14 protein-coding genes are annotated in these 20,666 nt (G+C 70.2%); 2 read left to right on the forward strand and 12 right to left on the reverse strand.

Annotated elements, in window-relative coordinates:
- Positions 1-275 precede the first annotated feature (275 nt).
- Entirely contained in the window at positions 276-2,210 is a 1,935-nt protein-coding gene (locus HR086_RS29190; RefSeq protein ID WP_174467271.1) for a serine protease, read from the forward strand.
- A gap of 94 nt (positions 2,211-2,304) precedes the next feature.
- On the opposite strand, the gene HR086_RS29195 is transcribed toward HR086_RS29190, so the two are convergent.
- Positions 2,305-3,699 carry an undecaprenyl-phosphate glucose phosphotransferase gene (locus tag HR086_RS29195; protein WP_141643802.1) on the reverse strand — a complete coding sequence of 465 codons (1,395 nt, stop codon included), beginning with the start codon at positions 3,697-3,699 and terminating at the stop codon, positions 2,305-2,307.
- Positions 3,700-3,917: 218 nt separating this feature from the next.
- Entirely contained in the window at positions 3,918-5,060 is a 1,143-nt protein-coding gene (locus HR086_RS29200) for a glycosyltransferase (RefSeq protein ID WP_174455172.1), read from the reverse strand.
- A gap of 84 nt (positions 5,061-5,144) precedes the next feature.
- Here HR086_RS29200 and HR086_RS29205 point away from each other — a divergent pair, with 84 nt between their 5' ends.
- Positions 5,145-6,260, forward strand: coding sequence for a glycosyltransferase family 1 protein (locus tag HR086_RS29205; protein ID WP_174455171.1), 1,116 nt, complete (start codon positions 5,145-5,147; stop codon positions 6,258-6,260).
- Positions 6,261-6,287: 27 nt separating this feature from the next.
- On the opposite strand, the gene HR086_RS29210 is transcribed toward HR086_RS29205, so the two are convergent.
- The 10 genes from HR086_RS29210 to HR086_RS29255 all read right to left on the reverse strand — a co-directional run.
- Complete coding sequence (locus tag HR086_RS29210) at positions 6,288-7,562, reverse strand: O-antigen ligase family protein (protein ID WP_174467272.1); 1,275 nt, start codon at positions 7,560-7,562, stop codon at positions 6,288-6,290.
- Between the two features lie 13 nt (positions 7,563-7,575).
- The gene (locus tag HR086_RS29215; RefSeq protein ID WP_174462321.1) at positions 7,576-8,691 is read right to left on the reverse strand and encodes an LptF/LptG family permease; all 1,116 of its coding nucleotides are present in this window, start codon (positions 8,689-8,691) and stop codon (positions 7,576-7,578) included.
- Entirely contained in the window at positions 8,688-9,797 is a 1,110-nt protein-coding gene (locus tag HR086_RS29220; protein WP_174455168.1) for an LptF/LptG family permease, read from the reverse strand. Before HR086_RS29220 ends, HR086_RS29215 begins: the two co-directional genes overlap by 4 nt.
- Positions 9,794-11,059, reverse strand: coding sequence for a phosphoribosylamine--glycine ligase (gene purD / locus HR086_RS29225; protein ID WP_174462320.1), 1,266 nt, complete (start codon positions 11,057-11,059; stop codon positions 9,794-9,796). Before purD ends, HR086_RS29220 begins: the two co-directional genes overlap by 4 nt.
- Position 11,060: 1 nt before the next feature.
- A complete protein-coding gene (locus HR086_RS29230) occupies positions 11,061-13,922 on the reverse strand; it encodes a tetratricopeptide repeat protein (protein WP_174467273.1) in 2,862 nt (953 codons plus the stop codon).
- 3 nt (positions 13,923-13,925) lie between these two features.
- Positions 13,926-15,470 (reverse strand): bifunctional phosphoribosylaminoimidazolecarboxamide formyltransferase/IMP cyclohydrolase, encoded by a 1,545-nt coding sequence (purH, locus tag HR086_RS29235; RefSeq protein ID WP_174462318.1) that lies wholly within the window; start codon positions 15,468-15,470, stop codon positions 13,926-13,928.
- Between the two features lie 104 nt (positions 15,471-15,574).
- Positions 15,575-16,066 carry a sigma factor-like helix-turn-helix DNA-binding protein gene (locus HR086_RS29240; protein ID WP_141322767.1) on the reverse strand — a complete coding sequence of 164 codons (492 nt, stop codon included), beginning with the start codon at positions 16,064-16,066 and terminating at the stop codon, positions 15,575-15,577.
- Positions 16,067-16,121: 55 nt separating this feature from the next.
- On the reverse strand, positions 16,122-16,646 hold the full coding sequence (locus HR086_RS29245) for a MerR family transcriptional regulator (RefSeq protein ID WP_141643792.1): 525 nt from the start codon (positions 16,644-16,646) through the stop codon (positions 16,122-16,124).
- 284 nt (positions 16,647-16,930) lie between these two features.
- A complete protein-coding gene (locus HR086_RS48740; protein ID WP_254623702.1) occupies positions 16,931-19,786 on the reverse strand; it encodes a serine/threonine protein kinase in 2,856 nt (951 codons plus the stop codon).
- 20 nt (positions 19,787-19,806) lie between these two features.
- The coding region (locus HR086_RS29255; RefSeq protein WP_174467274.1) for a PEGA domain-containing protein at positions 19,807-20,666 on the reverse strand (860 nt) is incomplete at its 5' end.

Raw genomic sequence — 20,666 nt, forward strand, 5'->3', positions numbered from 1 at the left:
CGTCATTTCGACCCGCCACCCCGGCACCTCGCACACAACCCGGCCGCAACAATCGCGCTCCGTGTGAAATCAGACGGGGCTCCACCGACCGCCCTCCCCGCGAGGCGGTGTCCTTTCTGCATCCAGAACCCTTCCCCCGCACAAACGCCACCGGCCCCACACATCCTCCTGCTCTTGCAACTCAATCATCAACAGCGAGGCGGCTCTGTCAGTGATAACCGCTATAACCGGTTGTGCAGCCTGAGCTGCGAAGTCCCATCCCCACAGGAGAGCAGATGAAACGAATCCAGCTCGCAGGTCTCGTCGCCGCGCTGACACTCAGCGCGCCGGCCGCGCTGGCCTCGGCCCCCGTGTGCAAGGCGGCGGCCTCCCCCGCTTCCCAGCGCGCCACGAAGGTCGGCGAGGACGTGTACCGACGCTTCGAGTCGGCACACCCCTACGCCACCGCGGAGCTGCGCAGGCAGAGCGGTCCGCTGCACACCGACGTCATCACCCACCCGGGGGCCGCGTACATCGCCGCGCACTTCGAGCGGCTGGAGCTGGAGGAGGGAGACTTCGTCGTCGTGCGTTCGCCGGACGGCACGCGCTCGCGACGGTATGACGGCTCGCACCCGGGGGCGCGCGACGGCTTCTGGGCCATGCACATCCCCGGCGACACCGCCATCGTCGAGTTGCACGGCACCGACTCCCCAGGGCGCCGAGGCATCCTCAACCAGCACGGCTACTCCATCGACCGCTTCGCGCGCGGCTACACCAACGCGGAGCAGGGCTTCACGTCCGAGCTGAACAAGGCCCTGTGCGGCGTGGACGACTCGGGCTGGGCTCCCTGCTACGCCACCAGCGAGCCGACCCTCTATGGCCGCGCCCGTCCCGTGGCGCGCCTGCTCATCGGTGGCTCCAGCGCCTGCACCGGCTGGCTCGTGGGCAGCCAGGGCCACATCCTCACGAACCAGCACTGCATCGGCACCGCCAGCGATGCGCAGAACACCGACTTCGAGTTCATGGCCGAGGGCGCCAGCTGTGCGACGAGCTGCGGGAGCTGGTTCGGCTGCCCGGGCCACGTCATCTCCGGCGGCACGCTGGTGCAGGCGGACGCGCCTCGTGACTACGCGCTGGTGCGGCTCGCGGTGAACCCCACCAACAGCTTCGGCTACCTCCAGGTGCGCGGCGCGGGCGCGGTGGTGAACGAGCGCATCTACATTCCCCAGCACCCCGCGGGGTACGGCAAGAAGATCGCCGTCACCTCCACGGACTCCACCGACGAGTCTGGCTTCGCGGAGGTCTACAGCCTGAACGAGGCGTCCTGCCAATCCGGCGGCCCCAATGACGTGGGCTACTTCGCGGACACGCAGGGAGGCTCGTCCGGCTCGCCCGTGGTGGGCTACTCGGACCACCTGGTCGTCTCCCTGCACCACTGCGCGAACTGCCCCAACCGGGGCGTGCCCATCCAGGCCGTCGTCAGCCACCTGGGAGCCAACCTGCCCCAGTGCGCGCTGCCCACCGCCGGCTGCCCGGACCCCAACGGCAACGGCGAGCCGCCCCCGGAGGAGCCGCCTCCGCCGGCCAACTCCTTCACGTACACGGCCACCAACACCAACAACGCGCAGCAGAACACCACCAACAAGAAGCTGGCCCTCACCGCCGGCCAGCAGCTCACCGTGGCCACCTGTGGGCTGACGGGCGCGAAGACCACGGGTGACACGTACATGCGGCTCTTCAACCCCGCGGGTACTTCCGTCGCCACCAACGACGACGCGTGCGGCGGCCGGGGCTCCAGCATCACCTTCACCGCCACCACCGCGGGCGAGTACGAGGTGCGCGCCGGCTGCTATTCCACCGGAAGCTGTGGCGGCACCGTCGTCTGGGAGATTTCCGGGGGCAATCCCCCGCCGGCCACGTCCGGCTCGTTCGCCTTCAGCGGGAGCAACACCAACAGCGCCCAGCAGGCGACCACCAACCGCGACCTCACCGTCACCGCCGGCCAGGTCCTCACCGTGGCCACCTGCGGAGCGACGGGCGCGTCCTTCACCGGGGACACGTACCTGCGCCTCTTCAGCGGCGCCACCCAGTCCGCGGCCAATGACGACGCGTGCAGCGGCCGAGGCTCCAGCTTGAGCTTCACCGCCACCACGTCCGGCACGCTCCAGATTCGCGCCGGCTGCTACAGCAATACGACGTGCAGCGGCACCGTGGTCTGGAACATCCAGTAGCGACCGCGGTCCACCGCGCGTCGCGCTCACGGAAATCCGTGTCCGACGCGGGGCCCGGGCCACGGATTTCCGTGGCCTGGGCACGCCCGCCTCCTCAGTAGGCGTTCTTCGAGAGGAAGCCGCCCAGCGCGGTGCGCACGAGAATCTTCAGGTCCATCAAGAGCGACCAGTTCTCGATGTAGTACAGGTCGTACTCGATGCGCTTCTCGATGCACGTCTGACCGCGCAGGCCGTTGATCTGCGCCCAGCCGGTGATGCCCGCCTTCACCTTGTGCCGCAGGTGGTAGCGCGGAATCTGCCGCTTGAACTCCTCGATGAAGACGGGGCGCTCGGGGCGCGGGCCGACCAGGCTCATGTCCCCCGTCAGCACGTTGAAGAACTGTGGCAGCTCATCCAGGGAGTACTTGCGCAGGACGGTGCCGATGACGGTGCGGCGCGGGTCGTCCTTGGCCGCCATCATCGCCCCGGAATGCTCGGCGTCCACGCGCATGGTGCGGAACTTGAGGATGTGGAAGGTGCGGCCATCCATCCCCATGCGCTCCTGTCGGTAGAGCATGGGACCGCGGCTCGTCAGCCGCACCGCCAGCGCGGTGGCCGCCATGAGCGGCGCGGTGACGAGGATGGCCAGCAGCGAGAAGAGGATGTCGAAAGCGCGCTTGGAGACGCGGCTCCAGCCCTCCATCGGGTCACCCTGGAGCCGGATGATGGGCAGGCCGCCGAACTCCTCCAGCCCGCCGTACAGGGTGATGTACTGGTAGAGGTCCGGCACCACCCTGACGTCCACGGTGCGCAGCGCCAGTTGCTCCATCAGCCGCTTCACGTGCGCCTGGTCCTCCAGCGGCAGCGCGAGGATGACCTGGTCCACCGGCTGCGCATCCAGCACGCGCTCCACGTCGTCCACGTGGCCGATGATGCGCACCCCGTTGACGTATTGGCCCACCTTCTCCGGCCGCAGCGACAAAAGGCCCGTCACGCGGAAGCCCAGCTCGCGGTGGCCCTCCACCGTCTCCACGACACGCTGGCCCAGCTCCCCCGCGCCGATGACGAGGATGGACTTGAGGTTGTGGCCCCGGCGCCGCACCTCGCTCAACACGTAGCGGAACGCCAGCCGGATGCACGTCACCAGCACGAAGGCGTAGACGACGAAGATGACCAGCGTCAGGCGCGAGTAACGCTCCCGCGCGAAGTACGTCGCGGCCACCAGGATGAGCGTCGCGGTGATGGTGGACTTGAAGACCTCGAACACCTCACCCGTGTTCGTCCGGGAGCGGTTCGTCGCGTAGAGCCTCGACTGCTTGAAGGCCGCCGGGAAGATGACGAGCACCATCAGCAGCGAGACGAGCGAATCCTCCCAGGGTGGGATTCCTTCCGTGACGGGGACGATGCCGGAGAACCGCGTGGCGTACGCCAAGGCGAACGCCACCGCGAGCATCACCATGTCCGCGACAACCTTGATGGACGTGTAGAAGCGCTGGAGACGACTGAACACGCCTGGACTCCTGTAACCTGGTCAACGGGGCGCCACCCCTTTGCAAGACTCGCACCCCGGTACAACGAGCACGTGCCCTGCCCGACTCCCTCTGACAGGCTGGCGTCGTAGCACGGAAAATCCCGTGAAACCAACGAGTTACCCCTGCCCCGGGTGGACAGTGACAAGAGGTGGACACGACTCGCTGATGAAAGACGGAGCCTGGGATGACAGCGGCGTCACACCGCCGCCACGCGACGTGGGGATTTCCTCGACACCCTGAGGACGGACTCCACCTCGGACAACATGGCGCGCTGGAAGACAGCACGCCCAAAGCGCTCGGCCTGAGAGCGGGCATCCTCCGCGCGGAAGCCGACCTCCCACGTCTCGAAGCGCCGCACGGCGTCCGCGAGCGAGGCGGGTGTCTGCTCGGAGAAGAAGAGTCCCGTGCGGCTGTTCACCGTCTCCAGCGCCCCGCCCTTGCCGAAAGCGATGACGGGGCGACCGGTGGCCTGGGCCTCCAGCGGGGTGATGCCGAAGTCCTCCTCGGGCGTGAAGATGAGCGCGCGAGCATCCCGGTACAGAGACGGCAGCGCGTCGTCGGAGACGTTGCCGAGGAAGCGGATGTGCGGCGACGACGCCGTCGACCCCAGGCGCGAGGCCTCCTGCCCGGTGCCCACGACCCACAGCGGAGCGCCCAGCGCGCGGAAGGCCTCCAGCGCGATGTCCAGCCGCTTGTAGGGCGCGAAGGCGCCGAGCCACAGGAAGTAGCCACCCTGGCCGCCCCCCTCCAGGGGAAGCCGGGTGAAGCGCTCCAGGTCCACGGGAGGATGGACCACGGTGGCGCCGCGGCCCCAGAAGCGCTGGAGCTTGCCGGCGACGTGGTGGCTGTTGGCGACGAAGTGGTCCACGCGCTCGGCCGAGGCGCGGTCCCACCGCTGGAGCCAGGGACGCACGGCATGGGCCGCCACGCGCACCGGCAGGCGGGTGCGCCCCGGGCCAAAGTAGTCGTCGAACAAGTCCCACATGTACCGCATGGGCGCGTGCACGTAGCTCAGGTGCGGCAGCCCCGGCGGCACGCGCAGCCCCTTGGCGACGCAGTGGCTGGAGGAGAGGACGACGTCGTAGTCGTCCTGGAGGCGCAGCGATTCGATGGCCCGGGGCATCAGGGGCAGGAAGTGCCGGTAGCGCTCGTGGATGCCGGGAATCCGCTGAAGGAAGGACGTGAAGATGCGGCGGCCTTCAATGGCCGGGGACTGGCTGCCGGGCCGGTGGATGAGGGTGTAGATATCCGCGTCGGGCAGCACTTCGCAGAGCGCATCAAGCACACGCTCCCCCCCGCGGTGGGTGACGAGCCAGTCGTGGACCAGGGCGACCTTCACGATGCGGGCCTTCTAGCACCGGGCGTGCCGCGTGCCGACAGCAACGCGAAGCGGGCGCCTGCCCGCCCCCCATGAGGGCCGCGCGTGTGGTACGCCAAGCACGTGGCTCATGTCCTCCTCGACCTGCGCATGGTGCGCGGCCGGCTGCACGGGATTGCCCGCTATGCGCTCGAGCTGGCGCGGCGCGTCCCCTCGCTTGCCCCGGACCTGCGCTTCACCGCGCTGGTGCCCCCCGAGGGCCTGCCCTCGGACCTGGGAGCGCTCGCGCCGCGCGTGCCCATGCATCGCTCGTTCGCGGGGTTCCTGTCCCCGGTGGAGCAGCCCGCGCTGGCGGCGGACCTGGCGCGCCTGTCGCCCGACGTCTTCCACGCCACGTCGTTCGCCCTGCCCCTGTTCTGGAGCGGCCCGCTGGTGGCCACGCTGCACGATGCCAACCACGTGGCGCTGGCCCATCAGTATTCGCCAGCGCAGAGCCTGTACTACCGCGTGGTGGTGGGGCCTCGCGCGAAGCGGGCCGCCGCCCTGGTGACGGTATCCGAGTTCTCGCGCGAGGAGCTGGCGCGGCACCTCAAGCTGTCGCCCTACCGGTTGCAGGTGATTCCCAATGGCGTGGACGCGCGCTTCCAGCCACCCTCCGCGGCGGAGGCCCGCGAGTTCAGGGAGCGCAACGAGCTGCCCGCGCGCTACGTGGCGGCGGTGGGCAACGCGAAGCCCTTCAAGAACCTGGCGCTGTTGAAGCACTTCGCGGCGGACCTGCCGGTGCCCATCGTCCTGCTCGCGGGCAAGGGCGCGGTGGCGCACGAGTTGGGGCTGTACGAGAACGTGATTGACCTGGAGGAGCTGCCCGAATCGGAGATGCCGCTCTTCTATGGCGCGGCGGCGGCGCTGCTGCTGCCATCGAAGTACGAGGGCTTCGGCCTGCCCGCGCTGGAGGCGATGGCGACGGGCTGTCCGGTGCTCGCCTCCGACGCGACGGCGCTCCCGGAAGTCGTGGGCGGCGCCGCGCTGCGGCTCTCCCCCGAGGACCCGGTGGCCTGGCGCGAGGCGACGCTGCGCGTGCTTCGGGACGAGGCCCTGCGCACGGAGTTGACGGACCTGGGCCGCGAGCGCGCCGCGCGCTTCACCTGGGACGAGTGCGCGCGCAAGACGGTCGCCGTGTACCGGCGCGTGCTCGAAAGCCACCCGCCTTCTCCTCGTTGACGGAGGCGGGGTCCGAGCCCGCGACAGCTAGCGGGACGCCGGACGCGCGCGCAGCACGTCACTGCCCTCGCACAGCCCCAGGCCCCAGATGAGGGCGAAGGAGAGGTGCACGCTGGAGTGGAATGGCAGGTAGTGCACCAGCGCGAGGATGTGGAAACCCACGAAGGACAGGAGCGCGCCGGTGGCGGCCAGCGAGCCCGCGCGATAGCGACGGATGAGCGCCAGCCCCAGCAAGCCATGCATGGCCAGCGTCAGCAGGAGGCCCACCAGCCCCGTCTCGGCCCACACCGTCAGCCAGAGGTTGTGCGAGTCGGTGGCCAGCAGGTCGGTGATTCCCGACTCCCCCTGCCGCGCGAGCACCGCGGCCTTGTGGTTGCCGAAGCCCACGCCCACCAGCGGGTGCTCGCGCACGAGGCCCCAGCCCACCGTCATGGCCAGCTCACGCTCACCGCCGTAGATGTTGCCCACGGCCTTCTCCATGCGGGCGCGCCAGGCGGGTGAGGCCAGGACGACCACCACCAGCACCGCGATGAGCCCCAGCCCCGCCTTGCGTGCGACTCCACTGACCAGCAGCAGCAGCGCCACCACGCTGACCAGCAACGCCGCGCCCAGCGCCGCGCGAGCGAAGGCGTTGTAGATGGACACCAGCATGCCGAGCACCACCGCGCCCGCCAGCACCCGCCGCCGCGCTACCTCGGAGCCGCCCAGAATCGCCAGCGCGGGGCCCATCGCGGCAATCGCGCCATGGGCGAAGCGCAGCCGGTGGAAGAAGACGCCCCCGGCCGCGTAGCGCGGAGACGTCTCCGTGCCGAAGTTCTCGTGAAGCCGGCCCGGGTTCAGCTTGAGGAACGCGAAGGGCTCCCAGGGCCAGCGCACCCGGTTCTGGAACATGCCCAGCGCCGCGGCGAACAACCACCCCGCCGCCACCGTGCCCGCGAGCGCCAGCCACGGCACACCCACCGTGCCCACGCACGCCACGGCCGCGCCCGCCACCGAGTCCAGCACCTGTCCATAGCGCGAGCTTCGCGGCCACCCACTCGCAGCGCCCGTCAGCAGCGCCAGCCCGGGAGACACCACCTGCCACGCGCACAGCGCCACGCTGGCCAGCACATAGGCGCGCACGTCGGGGGCGAGCTTCAGGTGGCGCCGCGCGGCCAGCACCAGCGCCAGTAGCACCGCCGCGGACGCGGCCACTTGAAGAACGACCTCCGCCAGCACCAGGCCCACCGCCCAGGCGAGCAGCACTCCAGCCACGGCGCGACGAAGGAATGTGTCCAGCCGGGGCTGGGCGAGAAGGTCCATGGATGGACTCACGCTACCTCACCGCGAGCCAACGGCGGGGCATGTGAAGAAAGCCCTCGCGTCGCAGCCACAGCGCCCCGGCCGCCAGCACGAGCAGGACGGGGGGGGTCCACGCGGCCACCAGCGGCGTCAACCTCTCGGTGAGCACCAGCGTGCGGCACACCATCATCAAGCCCCACATCGCCACCGCGACGAGCAGGCCCTCGACGATGGCGGCGGTGAGGTGCCCTCGGCGATTCGTGCGCAGCGCCAGCCCCACCCCCAGCAGCGCCGCGGGAAGTGCCGCCAGCGGATAGGCGAAGCGGTTGTGCAGCGCGAGCTCGAACTGCTTCGTCGCGAGCCCCACCTCCCGGCGCGCGACAATCTGCTCGCGCAGCTCCCGCACCCGCATCTGCTCCGGACGTCCCGGCCGGATGCGAAAGGCAGAGGCGGCGATGCCCAGCTCATATTCGGCGCTCTCCAGGCTCTTCACGGAGGTGTGCTTCTCCCCGGTGAAGGCGCGCTCCACCACGCCCATCAGCCGCCAGCGCGTCCCGTCCACCCACTCCATCCGCGCCGCGTCCAGCCGCCGCTGCAGCTTGAACTCCCGCGACAGCGTGAAGATGGACACGTCCTGGAAGCCCTCCTGCGCGCTGCCCGCGCGGAGGAAGAAGATGTGGTCGCCTCGTCGGAACCACTGCTTCGGCGTGTAGTAGAAGCGCCAGTCACCCCAGCGGTTGAAGCGCTGCGTGGTGATTTCATCGACGCGGCGCCCGGCATGCGTCGCGACGACTTCATCGAAGGCGATGAGCCCCGTGCACGCCATCAACCCGAAGGCCAGCACCGGCGCGTACAGCGCCGTGGGCCCGAAGGTCAGCGCCCGGATGGCCGTCACTTCGCCTTGCTTGCGCAACGCGGACACCGTCGTGCCCGCGGCCAGCAACAACGCCGCCGGTCCGAGCTGCTGCACCGCCATCAGCGCCTTGTACCCGTAGAGCTTCGCCGCGTCCGTCACCCAGCCCGGCCCGGTGTACGTCTTCGCGCGGTCCACGAAGTCCACCACCACGAAGACGAGCACCAACCCACCGAGGATTCCCAGCGCGTAACGAACGTAGGTCCGCAGCACGTACCCGAAGAGCGTCAGTCTCACCGGACCGTCCCAGAGCGGCTCACCCGATACAGGGCCACCGCACCCACCAGCATGAAGACGACGTTGGCCAGCTGTCCCGCCAGGGGTGCCGGCAGCTTGCCCTGCTGCCCCAACTGCTCGAAGGCGCGGCTCAGCAGGTAGTACAGGACGTAACCGCCCAGTGTCAGCAGATAGCCCCACGCCCGGCCCGCCTGTCGCCGGCCGATGGCCAGCGGCGTGCCCAGCAGCGCGAAGGCGATGGGAGCCAGCGCGCCACCGAGTCGGCTGTGCAGCGCCATCCTGAAGCCGCGCGCATCCCCACCGCTCGCCTCCGCCTCGCTCGCGGCCTGGAGCAACTCCGATGGCGTCAGCTCTTCCTTCGCGGAGGTGAAGCGACCCCGCTTGCCCATGGACGCGCCCACGCCCACGCTGATCTCCGCCCGGTCGAAGTGGATGACGCTGTAGTCCTCGGAGGCTCGGCCGGAGCGGTGTACCTCTCCATCCTCCAGGGCGAAGCGCAGCACCTCGCCACCACTGGACGTCCCCACCTGCCCCCGGTGCGCGAGCACCAACAGCGGCGAGCTCGCCTCGCGGTCGTCGTGCAGCAGCACGTTGGTCCACTTCCCATCCGGGGACACCTGCTCCGCGTACAGCGTCAGGTCGCTCAGGTCCTCGTAGAAGGTGCCGGACTTCACGTCGCCCACGACGTTCTTCCGGATGACCTCGCTCACCAGCTCCTTCACTCCCGTAAGGCCCCAGGGCTGCGCGGTGGAGGTGATGAGCAGCATCAGCGCGCTGAGCGCCACCGCCACGCCCATGGGCGCGAACAGCAGGCGCGTGGGCCCCACCCCCAGCGCCTGGAGCGCCGTCAGCTCGCGGTCTTCTCCCAGTCGCCCCAGCCCCAGCAGGATGGCCAGCAGGAAGGCGATGGGCAGCGCCATCATCAGGAAGTGCGGCGTGAGATAGGCCACCAGCCGGCCCAGGTCCGTAATCGTCACCGACGAGCCCAGCAGCACGTCCGTGCCCCGCAGGAACTGCATCACGAACAGCAGCAGGAACATGAAGGCCACCCACACGCCGAGCGGGACCAACAGCTCCTGAAGGAGATAGCGGGAGATGCGCGTCACGGTGCCGCCTTCAGCCCCTTCACGCCGATGTCATGACGAAAGTGCATGCCCTCGAAGCGCACCGCCGCCACCGCCGCGTAGGCTCGCTCTCGCGCTCGCGCCAGGTCATCGCCCCGCGCGCACACCGTCAGCACCCGTCCGCCGCTCGTCACCAGCACCCCGTCCCGCATCTCCGCGCTCGCGACGAACACCGTGGCGTCCTCGGGGACCGCATCCAGCCCGTCGATGCGCTGCCCCTTGCGAGGCGCCTCCGGGTAGCCCTCCGCCGCCAGCACCACGCCCACCGACGCGCCAGGCGCCGCCACCAGCGGGCGCGCCTGCAACTGTCCACGTGCGCACGCGTCCACCAGCGGCAGCAGGTCTTCACCCAATTGCATCATCAACACCTGCGTCTCCGGGTCCCCGAAGCGCGCGTTGAACTCCAGCACCTTGGGTCCGTTGCGCGTCAGCATCAGCCCCGCGTACAGCACCCCCTTGAAGGGCAGCCCGCGCCCGCGCAGCACCGCCAGCGTCGGAGCGATGACGCTCTCCCCGACGTCGGCCAGTTGCTCCGCGTCGAGGAACGGCGCCGGGCTGTAGGCCCCCATGCCGCCGGTGTTGGGGCCGGTGTCGCCATCGCCCACGCGCTTGTGGTCCTGCGACAGGGGCAGCATGACGTAGCGCTCGCCGTCACACAGCGCCATGGCGGAGACCTCCTCGCCCTCCAGCAGTTCCTCCAGCACCATGCGCTGCCCCGATGTGCCCAGGGCCGCCACCGCGCGCACCGCCTCTCGCGCGGAGTCCACGTCGTGCGCGACGATGACCCCCTTGCCCGCCGCCAGCCCATCCGCCTTCACGACGATGCGGCCTTGCGCCACCGCGTAGGCCTCCGCCTCGACGGCGTCCGTGAAGGTGCGGAAGGCCGCGGTGGGGACTCCCGCCTCGGCCATGATTTCCTTGGCGAAGGCCTTGGAGCCCTCGATGAGCGCCGCGCCCGCCACGGGCCCGAAGCAGGGGATGCCCGCCTTCGCCAGCGCGTCCGCCACGCCGGCCACCAGCGGCGCCTCCGGTCCCACCACCACCAGGTCCACCGACTCCCGGCGGGCGAGCGCGACCACCTCGTCCGGCGCATCCGCCTTCACGGGCACGTTGGTCGCAAGCTTCGCCGTGCCCGGGTTGCCGGGGGCACACCACAACCGCGTGAGCCGAGGACTCTGGGAGAGCTTCCACGCCAGCGCGTGCTCACGGCCTCCGGAACCCAGCAACAGGACCTTCACATCCACCTCACCGTTCCAACAGGTAGAGCATCCGCTTGGCCGGGAGGTACGCGGGGTCCAACCCCACCACCTTCACCAACTGAGTTCGCGCGTCGTCACGCCGCTGCGCCGCTTCCAGCTCCGCGAGCCGCGCCTTGGCCGACAGCAACGTGGGAGACAGCCCCAACGCCTCGCGCAACGAGCGCTTCGCCGGTTCCACCTGACGGCTCTCCGCCAGCACCAGCCCCTGCGCCAGATGCGCCACCGGCAGCTGCCGCCCCGCGGACACCGCGCGCGTCGACAGCGCTCGCGCCTCCGCCAGGTTCCCCCGCCGCAGCGCGATGAGCGCCCGGTACGACAGCGCGCCCGCGTTGTTCGCGTCCGACTCCAACACGTCGCGGAAGTGCCGGTCCGCCGCGTCCAGGTCTCCCTGGTGGAAGCGCAGCAAGCCCTCGTAGAGATACGGCCCCGGGTCCTCGGCGTTCTCCGCCAGCGAGAGGATGACGTCCTCCACGCCCCTCACCGTCTCCGAGGGCCGCATCCAGAAGCGCGTCGCCACGGGCCTGGGCTCCAGCCGCAGCGGGTCCGCGCGCAGCGCCAGGTTCAGCGCCCGGAAGGCGTCCTCGCGCCGCTTCGCGCCCGCCGCCGCCACGCCCGCCAGCAGCTGCGCGTCCAGCCGACGCTCATCCCGAGTCAGTGCATCCTGAAAGCGCTCCAGCGCCTCCGCGGGCTTCTTCTCCAGCAGCAACAGCCGGCCTTCCAGCACCAGCTCCAGCGCGCGGTCTTCCAGCCGCCCCTTGATGCCGTCCAGGTGCTTGCGAGCCCTCGCCGCGTCGCGCTGTTCCAGGGCGACGAGGAAGACCTGCAGGTGCGCCTCGGGCAGATCCTTCACCAACCCGAGCGCCTCCTCGGCGGACTTCACTCCCGCCTCGCTGTTGCCCGCCGCGCGCTCCGCGGCGGCCAGATGGACGAGCACCTCCGCCACATCGCGGCCACCATGGCTGTCGCGGCTCTTCAGCAGCGCGCGCAACTCGCGCACACCCGTCGCGGGATTGCCTTCCATCTGGTAGCGCAGCACCGCGAGCGGCAGCAGGGCGCGCAGCTCACCGGGGTCCGCCTTCACGCGCGCTTCGTACAGCCGGCGCGCCTCGCCCACCTCGCCCACCTCTTGATAGATGCGCGAGGTCGCCGCCAGGCTGTCCCAGTCCCTCGGGTCCACCGTCAGGCGCTTGCGCAGCGTCTCCAGCGCGAGCGAATACTCACCGTCCGACTCGTGCGCGAGCGCGCGGTAGTACTGGATGCGCTTGAACTCCGGCGCCAGTTGCTGCGCGGAGTCGAAGTGCTTGCGTGCCAGCCCGCCCGACGTCGACAGGTACGCCCGACCCAGCACCAGATTGGCTTCGGCCTTCTGCTCGTTCGTCGCCTGCGCCTGCACCAGCAACTCGTTCGCCAGGGCCTTCGCCCTATCGAGCGGCTCGGACTGTCGAGAGCGCGTCAGGAGCAGGTTGGCGTGCGCCAGCAGCAGCAGCGGGGTGCGCCCCGCGCGCGACTCCGACGCCTCGATGAGCGCGCTCGCCTCCGAGAAGGTGGACTCATCCAGCCCGGCGCCTCGCCCCAGCGCCAGCGCCTGGACGTAGCCCGCGATGGCCGCGTCGCTGCGAGGATCCAGGAGCAGGGCCTGCTGGAAGGACTCCTCGGCCTCCGAGTAGGAGGAGCGCTCGTCGCGGGCGAGTTGCTGCTGCCCCTCCGCGAGCCGCTCCGCGCTCGTGCCTTCCAGCATCAGGTACTTCAGCTTCCACCGGGGCAGCACCGCCTTCACGGCCTCGGGAATCACCGCCACGGGAGGAGACTCCGTCCGACGACGCTCCTGCTCCTGGTGCTGCACGAAGAAGTAGCCGCCCACGCCCGTGCCGACGACGAGCAGCGTCAGTCCACCGACGAGCGCCCAGCGTCCTCCCCTGGAGGAGCCGCGCGAGCCCGGCATTTCCGCGGAGCCGGAGCGAACGTTGGACTGACTCCGGGCCGCACCCGACGCCGCGCGGGGATTGCTGCGGGGCTCGGAGCCCAGCGAAGGCACACCGGACGCAGCACGCGAGCCCTCCCGGGGCATCAGCTCCAGCGAATCGGAGCCACCCTCCTCCGGCGCGGTGAGCGGAGGCAGGAAGTCCGCCGTCCCGGGCGCGGCGACGGGCACCGGGGCCGCCGCCTTGGGCGCCCCTCCCGCGGGCTCACGCTGTCGACAGTCGTCGCAGATGCCGAGCGCCTGGTCGAATGGATCCAGCAGCGGCTTGTTGCACGTGCGGCAGCCCATGGTCGCGGGCTTGGGCGCGGCGGCCGCGACCGGAGCCGACGCCGTGCGCTGCGGCGCCGCGGCTGCCGGCGGTGCCACAGAGACCGGCACCGCGCCGGGCTCCGACGAGATGCGCGCGACGGGCGCGGGTGGAGCCGTGGGTGCGGGCCCGAGGAAGTCGAGCAGCGGATCCCCTCCGCCGGACGACTCGGGAGCCGGCCCCAAGGCCGCGAAGGGATCCACGGGGGGCGCCGTCGCGGGAGACGGCGCAGGCAGCGCGCCGAAGTCCGCGAACAGGTCCGCTTCCGGCGCCGCGGCTTTCGCGGGCCGGGCCGGTGGGGCGGGCGGCTCCACGGCGGCGGGCGGATTGCCGAAGTCGCCAAACAGGTCATCCGCCGGAGGTGGCGCGGACGACGCAGGGGTGGGCGCCGAGGGACGCGGCGGTGCGGCCGGCACGTCCCCTGAGGGCACGGCCGAAGGATCGCGCCGGACGAGCTGCAAGTTCCGGCAACGGGGACACTGCGCGCGGACACCCTTCGCCGTGATCAGTCGATCATCGATGGCATAGGCAGCCGCGCATTTCTGGCAGACGATGCGCATGAGTCAGTGCCGGAAGTGTCGCACTCCGGTCACCACCATGGCCATCCCATGTTCGTCGGCGGCCGAAATGACCTCCGCATCCCGAACAGAGCCGCCTGGCTGGATGACGCACGTCGCCCCTGCCCTGGCCGCCTCGTCCAGGCCGTCCCGAAAGGGGAAGAAGGCATCCGAGGCCACGGCGGCCCCCTGGAGGGCCTGTCCGCCGCGCTGCATCGCGATTCGGACCGAATCCACTCGATTCGTCTGTCCGCCGCCCTGGGCCAGCAGCTGGCTGCCAGAGGCGAAGACGATGGCGTTGCTCTTGACGTGCTTGCACACCTTCCAGGCGAACCGAAGGGCCCGCTCCTCGTCCGGTGTGGGTGCCCGCTTGGACACCACCTTCCAGCTCAATTCCGGCTCCACCGCGTCCCGGTCCATGAGGAGCAGCCCTCCGGACACGCTCCGGCCATCGAGCTGAGCCCTCGGCCGGGCGGTCGGCGAAGCCAGCGCCGCCCCCGCCTCCAGGAGCCGCAGGTTCTTCTTCGCCGCGAGCACCTGGAGCGCCGCCTGCGAGTAGGAGGGCGCGATGACCGCCTCCAGGAATGTCTCCGCCATGGCCTGGGCCGTGGCCTCGTCCACCTCGCGGTTGAACGCGACGATGCCACCGAAGGCGGAGATCTCATCCACCGCCCGTGCCGTGCGGTACGCCTTCACCAGCGAGTCATCCACCGCCACACCACACGGAGTGTTGTGCTTGATGATGACGGCGGTGGGGTGCTCGGGGAACTCGAGCACCAGCCCCAGCGCGGCATCCAGGTCCAGGATGTTGTTGTACGAAAGCTCCTTGCCCTGCAGCACCCGGGCGAAGCCCACCGTCGGCTCCGAGGGCGCCGAGTGCTCACGATAGAAGGCGCCGCGCTGGTGCGGGTTCTCCCCGTAGCGCAGGTCCTGCGCCTTGCGGAACGACAGCGACAGCTCTCCGGGGAACGGCTCGCCCGCCTCGGCGGACAACCACGCGGAGATGGAGGCGTCGTAGGCCGCCGTGTGCGCGAATGCCTTGCGCATCAGCTTGCGGCGCGTCGCCTCGCCCACCGACTTCTGCTGCTCCAGCTCCGCGAGCACCGCGGGGTAGTCGTCCGGGTCCACGACGATGGCCACGTGACGGAAGTTCTTCGCGGAGGCGCGCACCATCGCGGGCCCGCCGATATCAATCTGCTCGATGACCTCCGCTTCGGCCGCGCCCGACGCCACCGTCTGGCGGAACGGATAGAGGTTCACGGCGACCAGGGAGATGGGCTCGATGCCGTGAGCCTTCATCTCCTCGCGGTCCGCCTCCAGCTCCAGCCGACCGAGGATGCCGCCGTGGATGCGCGGGTGGAGCGTCTTCACACGTCCGCCGAGAATCTCCGGACTGTGTGTGTGCTCGGACACCTGCGTGGCGGCGATACCGGCGCCCTTGAGCGCCTCCAACGTGCCACCCGTCGACAGCAGACGGTAGCCCAGGCCAACCAGCCCCTGGGCGAAGGGAACCAGACCTCGCTTATCGGAAACGCTGAGGAGAGCCAGCACGTGTGCGCCTCGGTGTGCGGGGAGCGGCGGTAGTAGCAACCACCCCCTGGGGTGTCAACGCAACACGTCGGCGCTACGTCGGCGGCAGCAAGCCGCCGGTCACTTCAAGGCTTGCGGGCCGAGACAGGAGGCTCGGCCTCGGTGGCCTCGCGCAGCTTCATCAGCCCGCGCGTCTCCACCTGACGGATGCGCTCACGGGTGAGGTTCATGATTTCCCCCACCTCCTCGAGCGTGATGCCGCCCTTCTCCGCCACGTCCAGGGCGCAGGTGTGCTCCAGCTCCCAGATTTCCTTGTCCGGGAAGTTGAGCTTGATGGACCCCGTCTCCGGATTCACATCCAGATAGAGGTTGTGCTTGCAGGAAACGAACATGCACGGGCGCGGACCGTTGACGCAGTCGGCGCGGGTGCGCGGACGCGTGTCGTCCATCTGCTTGAGCAGGTCCGCTTCTTCCGGGTCCACCTGACCCGTGAGACGTCGACGGCGCAAATCACGCGCCATCTCCTTGCGCGACATCGTCTTGGACCGTCGGCGCTCCTGCGCCAGGTCCTCTTGCGCCTGGTCTCCGCCCTCCTCCACTTGCTTCACTTCCGACATGTCCCCTCCACGTGAGGCCAGTCTAACCGGGTCCACCGGCTCCAGGGCCGGCATCTTATTGCGAACTCATCGTTTCGTCTTCGCGTGCGGTGACTGCGCTGCCCAGCCGGGCCACGTCCCGGACCAGATCCTGCGCTCTTTGCCGCAGCGTTGCCAACTCCGCCTCGAGCGAACGTCGGTGCTCTCCCCCGAAGGCTCGCTCTCCCAACTCGTCCCGCAGCCCATCCAATAGACCGCCGAGGTCCCGCTCCACCTGGTCGATGTGGTTGCTGTGGAACACGAAGGACTTCTTGATGTCCTCGAGGGTGTGCCCCTCCGCCATCATCTTCTTGATGACGTTGATGCGGCGCACCGCTTCCACCGGATAGAGCCCCAGGCTCCCCTGGTGCTTGCCCTTCCGCCCCACCCGACGGCTCCTCGGTAGCAACCCCGCCTGGACGTACTTGCGGAAGGTCGCTTCCGACAGACGCACGCCCCTCGGACGAAAGATTTCCAGAATCGCGCTCGCGGGAAGTCCTCCCGCGTTGTCGCGCTCAATCCGAGCAATCTCGTCGGGAGCCAGCAGGTCCATCGGTTCCATTGAATATAAGCTACTCAGAGGAGGACACTGAGTGCCAGAAACAGGCCTTCGGTGTCAAGGCAGACCGCTACAGGTCCGTTGCGGTGTCGGCCGGTTCACGTTTCGAGAAAGAGGGCGCGAGGACGCGTCCGTGCGTCACGGCGCGGTGTCACGACGGGGGTAGATGGAGACCCGGAGCGCTTCGAACAGCACGAACCGCGGGCGAGACGACGGCGCCCGTTGGGCACGCACGCGTCAGCGCGGGGTCGACAGGGGGATGCGGGATGCGCCGAGGTGGCGCGGGCTCAGCGGCCGCGCGGCGCGCGGAACTCGCGCGTCACCGTGGCGCCGGCGGTGATGGTGACGTCGAAGCGCTTCTCGCCCAAGGGGTGCTTGAACAGCAGCGTGTACGTGCCGGGGGGCAGCTTGTAGGAGGCGCGTCCCGAGACTTCGCCCAGGCGTCGCCCATCCAGGAACACCGTCGCGTACGGGGTTGCCCGGAGTTGGAGCAGGCCCGTCGCGCTGGGCGCGGCTCGCGGCGTGGATTCCGAGCGGACCTCCGGGTCGACGGCCTTCGAGCCGATACCAAGAACGGCCTCTCGCTTCAGGCCTTCCACTTCCACATCCGACTCGGAGGGCACCGGCTCGGGGCTCGCGGCGGACGGAGTGGTGCCTGATGCGACGGAGCCCGGCTCGGCCTGGGACGGCGTCACGGCGGGCACCGGGCCGTTCGTCTCCTTCACGACACTTCCGCCAGGCTCGCCCCCAGGAGGCGCGCTATCGGTGGGCGCCGGTGGGGTGGCTCCGGTGGGCGTGCCGTCCTTCGGAGCGGCGGCCAAGGGGCCGTTGCCAGTGGTGGCCGTCTCCGTCGACGGGTCTCCTCGGAGACCATTCATCACCCCGGCCCCCACGATGAGCAGCAGCCCCAGTCTCATGGTGAGACCCAACATGCGACGAGGCCGGAGCCACACCGAGGGCTTCGGCCTTCCCGGCGAGGTATCGGTGACAGTGGGGACCTCGCTGCCGGAGAGGGACTGAGGCCCCCCCTCTCGCGCATCCAGCACGGGCGCTCGGGTCGAAGGTGCGGTCGACGCGTGCCCACTGGAGGTTGCCCCGGCACCGCGCTCCTTGGAGTCACGCTGTTCGTGAGAGGCGGTCGACAGCTCAGGAGCCACGGACGCAGACACGACATCGGCACGCCCGGAGTTCGACGGGAGGGCCATCTCCGAGGCGGGCGTCAGCGCATCGGAGGAGTCCCGCTCGCTAGCATTCGCCGGGAGATCCTCCTCCCAGGCGCCGTCTTCCTCGGAGTCTTCCCACGAAGCCCCGATACTCCCCTGCTTCGCAGGGCTCATCGCGTCTGCCTCGCGTGAGGGACGCACGGCCTGCCCCGACTCGGAGTTTTGTCCGGAGGGCTCGACGTCGCCGCGCGCCACCTCGTCGCCACCCAGCGAGGAGCGCTCCGACTCGGCGCCTCGCGACGAAGCATCGGAAGGAGCCTGCGTCGCGACCGGCGCCAGCCCACCCGAACGGCTCGGTGTCTTCGTGGGCACCGACGTGCTCTCGGCGCGGAGCCCAGCGCCAGTGCCCGCTGAGTTCATCGCCACGGATGCCAGCTCGCCCGAACGGCTCGGCGCCTTCGTGGGTGCCGATGTGTTGTCGGGGTGAAGCCCTTCCCCCCTCGAACCATTCGCCACGGGCGACAGCCCACCCGAACGGCTCGGCGTCTTCGTGGAGGCCCGCGCGAAGTCCCCCTCCCCCTGCGAACCACTCGCCACGGGCGACAGCCCACCCGAACGGCTCGGCGTCTTCGTGGGCACCGGCGTGACGTCGGAGCGCGGACCTCCACCGCCCCCCTCCTCCGACGAAGCCACGGCGGGCGTCCCCTCGGGACGGCTCGGGCGCACCGTGGCGATGGGCGCGGCCAACGGCGGCAGCGGCGCGTTCGCGCGAGGCACGGGTGACGAAGCCACCGCGGGCAGCGGCATCATCGGCGTGGCCATGGGTGGCAGCGGCACGGACAGCGCCTCCACGTCCTCACTCCGACGGGGAAGCACGAACGTGGACGCATCCACGTCCTCATCGGGCGAGGACGGCACCGCCACCCCCACGCGTCCCGCCGCCATCACCGCCGTGGGTTCCCTGCGCGGCGCTGGCACATCGTCATCATCGTCGTCGGGAACCGGCGTCCCCTGGACCACGTGCGTGCGCTCCTGCACCGTGGGCATCGCCTGCGTGAGGCTCCCGGGGAACAGGCGCCGCAGGAAGGCTCCCAGGTCCGTGTCGTCCACCGACGTCGCGTGCTTCAACACGCACTGGGCCAGGGCCCGCTCCAGCTCACCCGCCGTCTGGAAGCGCGCGGACGGGTCGCGCTCCAGCGCGCGCATCACCACCGCGTCCAGCTCCGGGGGCACCTCCGGGTTGAGCCGGGCCGGCGGAGCAATGGCGCTGTGCTGCACCGCGCGCAGCACCGCCAGCTCCGAGTCCCCGTCGAACAACCGCCCGCCCGTCAGCATCTCCCACAGCACCACGCCCAGCGCGAAGAGGTCCGTGCGGGAGTCCACCGCCTCCCCTCGCGCCTGCTCCGGGGACATGTACGCGAACTTGCCCTTGAGCACTCCGGGCTGCGTCAGCTTCTTGCCGGCCTTCGCGATGCCGAAGTCCGTCAGCTTCACCGCGCCGTCGTATGACAGCAGCACGTTGTGCGGCGTGACGTCCCGGTGCACCAGGTCGAGCGGCTGCCCGTTCACCTTCAGCCGATGCGCGTAGTGCAGCCCCCGGGCCACCTCCGCGCCAATGTGCGCCACCAGCATCGGAGGCACCGGGTCCATCATCTCCTTGGACCGCCGCCGCAGCTCCCACAAGGAGCAGCCACGCACGTACTCCATGGCCAGGTAGTACGTGTCCTCGTGCTTGTCGAAGTCGAAGATCTGCACCACGTTCTCGTGGTTCAGCCGCGAGGCCAGCCGGGCCTCCGCGATGAACATCCCCACGAACTCCGGGTCGCTGGCGAGGAAGGCACGCACCCGCTTGATGACGACTTCCTTCTCGAAACCCTCCGCGCCCCGCGCGGTGCACAGGTAGATCTCCGCCATCCCGCCCTCCGCGAGCTTGCGGCGGACGACGTACTTGCCGATCTGCATGCCGGCGACGAGCGTCAAGAGGGCTTCCGGAACATGCGCTATTCGAACTTCACACTCACCACGTTGAGGTCGATGGCCTTCACCTCGATACGTCGACTGAGCGTCTTCTTGAGGTCGGGGTTGAAGAATTTGCAGTCATAGGTGCCGACGCGCAGCTCCACCGCCTCGAACGGCGTCTCCCCCAGCTTCTTCCCTCCGCACGTCACCTCCGCCCACGGCCGCACCGCGAAGCGGACCTTGGCCGTGCGCGTCTCCGCCCGCGACTCCTGCCTCGGAGGACGCGGCGGCGTCACGGGAGGCGCCACCCGAGCCTCCGGATGCAACGTGAAGCGCTCCACCTGCTCCGGCCCCGAGCCCACCGTCACCGTGCGCTCACTCGGCTGATGCTTCGCGGCCTCGACCCGGACTGCCAGCGCCACCCCCGGCGCGGCCTCCAGCATCACCGGCGCCGCGCCCTGCGGCCGCCCATCCACGATGACGACGGCCTGCGCGGGCTGCGCCTCCACCCGCAGCCGCACCTTCGCCACGGCCGCGGGCTCCTGGGCCGGCGGTGCGTTCTCCACGGCCACGGGCGGCGTCTCCGGCACATGCGCCTGCTGCACCACCGGAACCAGCCGCAGCACGCCCAGCGGCACCGGCCCCGTGGCCTGGACCTCCAGCTCCGTCCGCAGCTCCTGGTAGCCCTCGCGCGACAGCACGAGCGAATAACGCCCCTCGGGCATCGCGGGCAGCGTCACCGGCGTGCGCTCCGCCAGCTCCTGCCCGTCGAACATGACCCGCGCCCCCGTGGGCACGGACTCGACGCGCGCGGGCGCCTGCGCGGCGGGCCCCGGCTTCAGCCAGCCCCACAGCAGCACCAGGACCACCAGCCCCAACCCCACCGTGGGAATCCACCACC

The sequence above is a fragment of the Myxococcus sp. CA039A genome (genome assembly GCF_013336645.1).
In the GTDB taxonomy this organism is placed as follows: domain Bacteria; phylum Myxococcota; class Myxococcia; order Myxococcales; family Myxococcaceae; genus Myxococcus; species Myxococcus llanfairpwllgwyngyllgogerychwyrndrobwllllantysiliogogogochensis.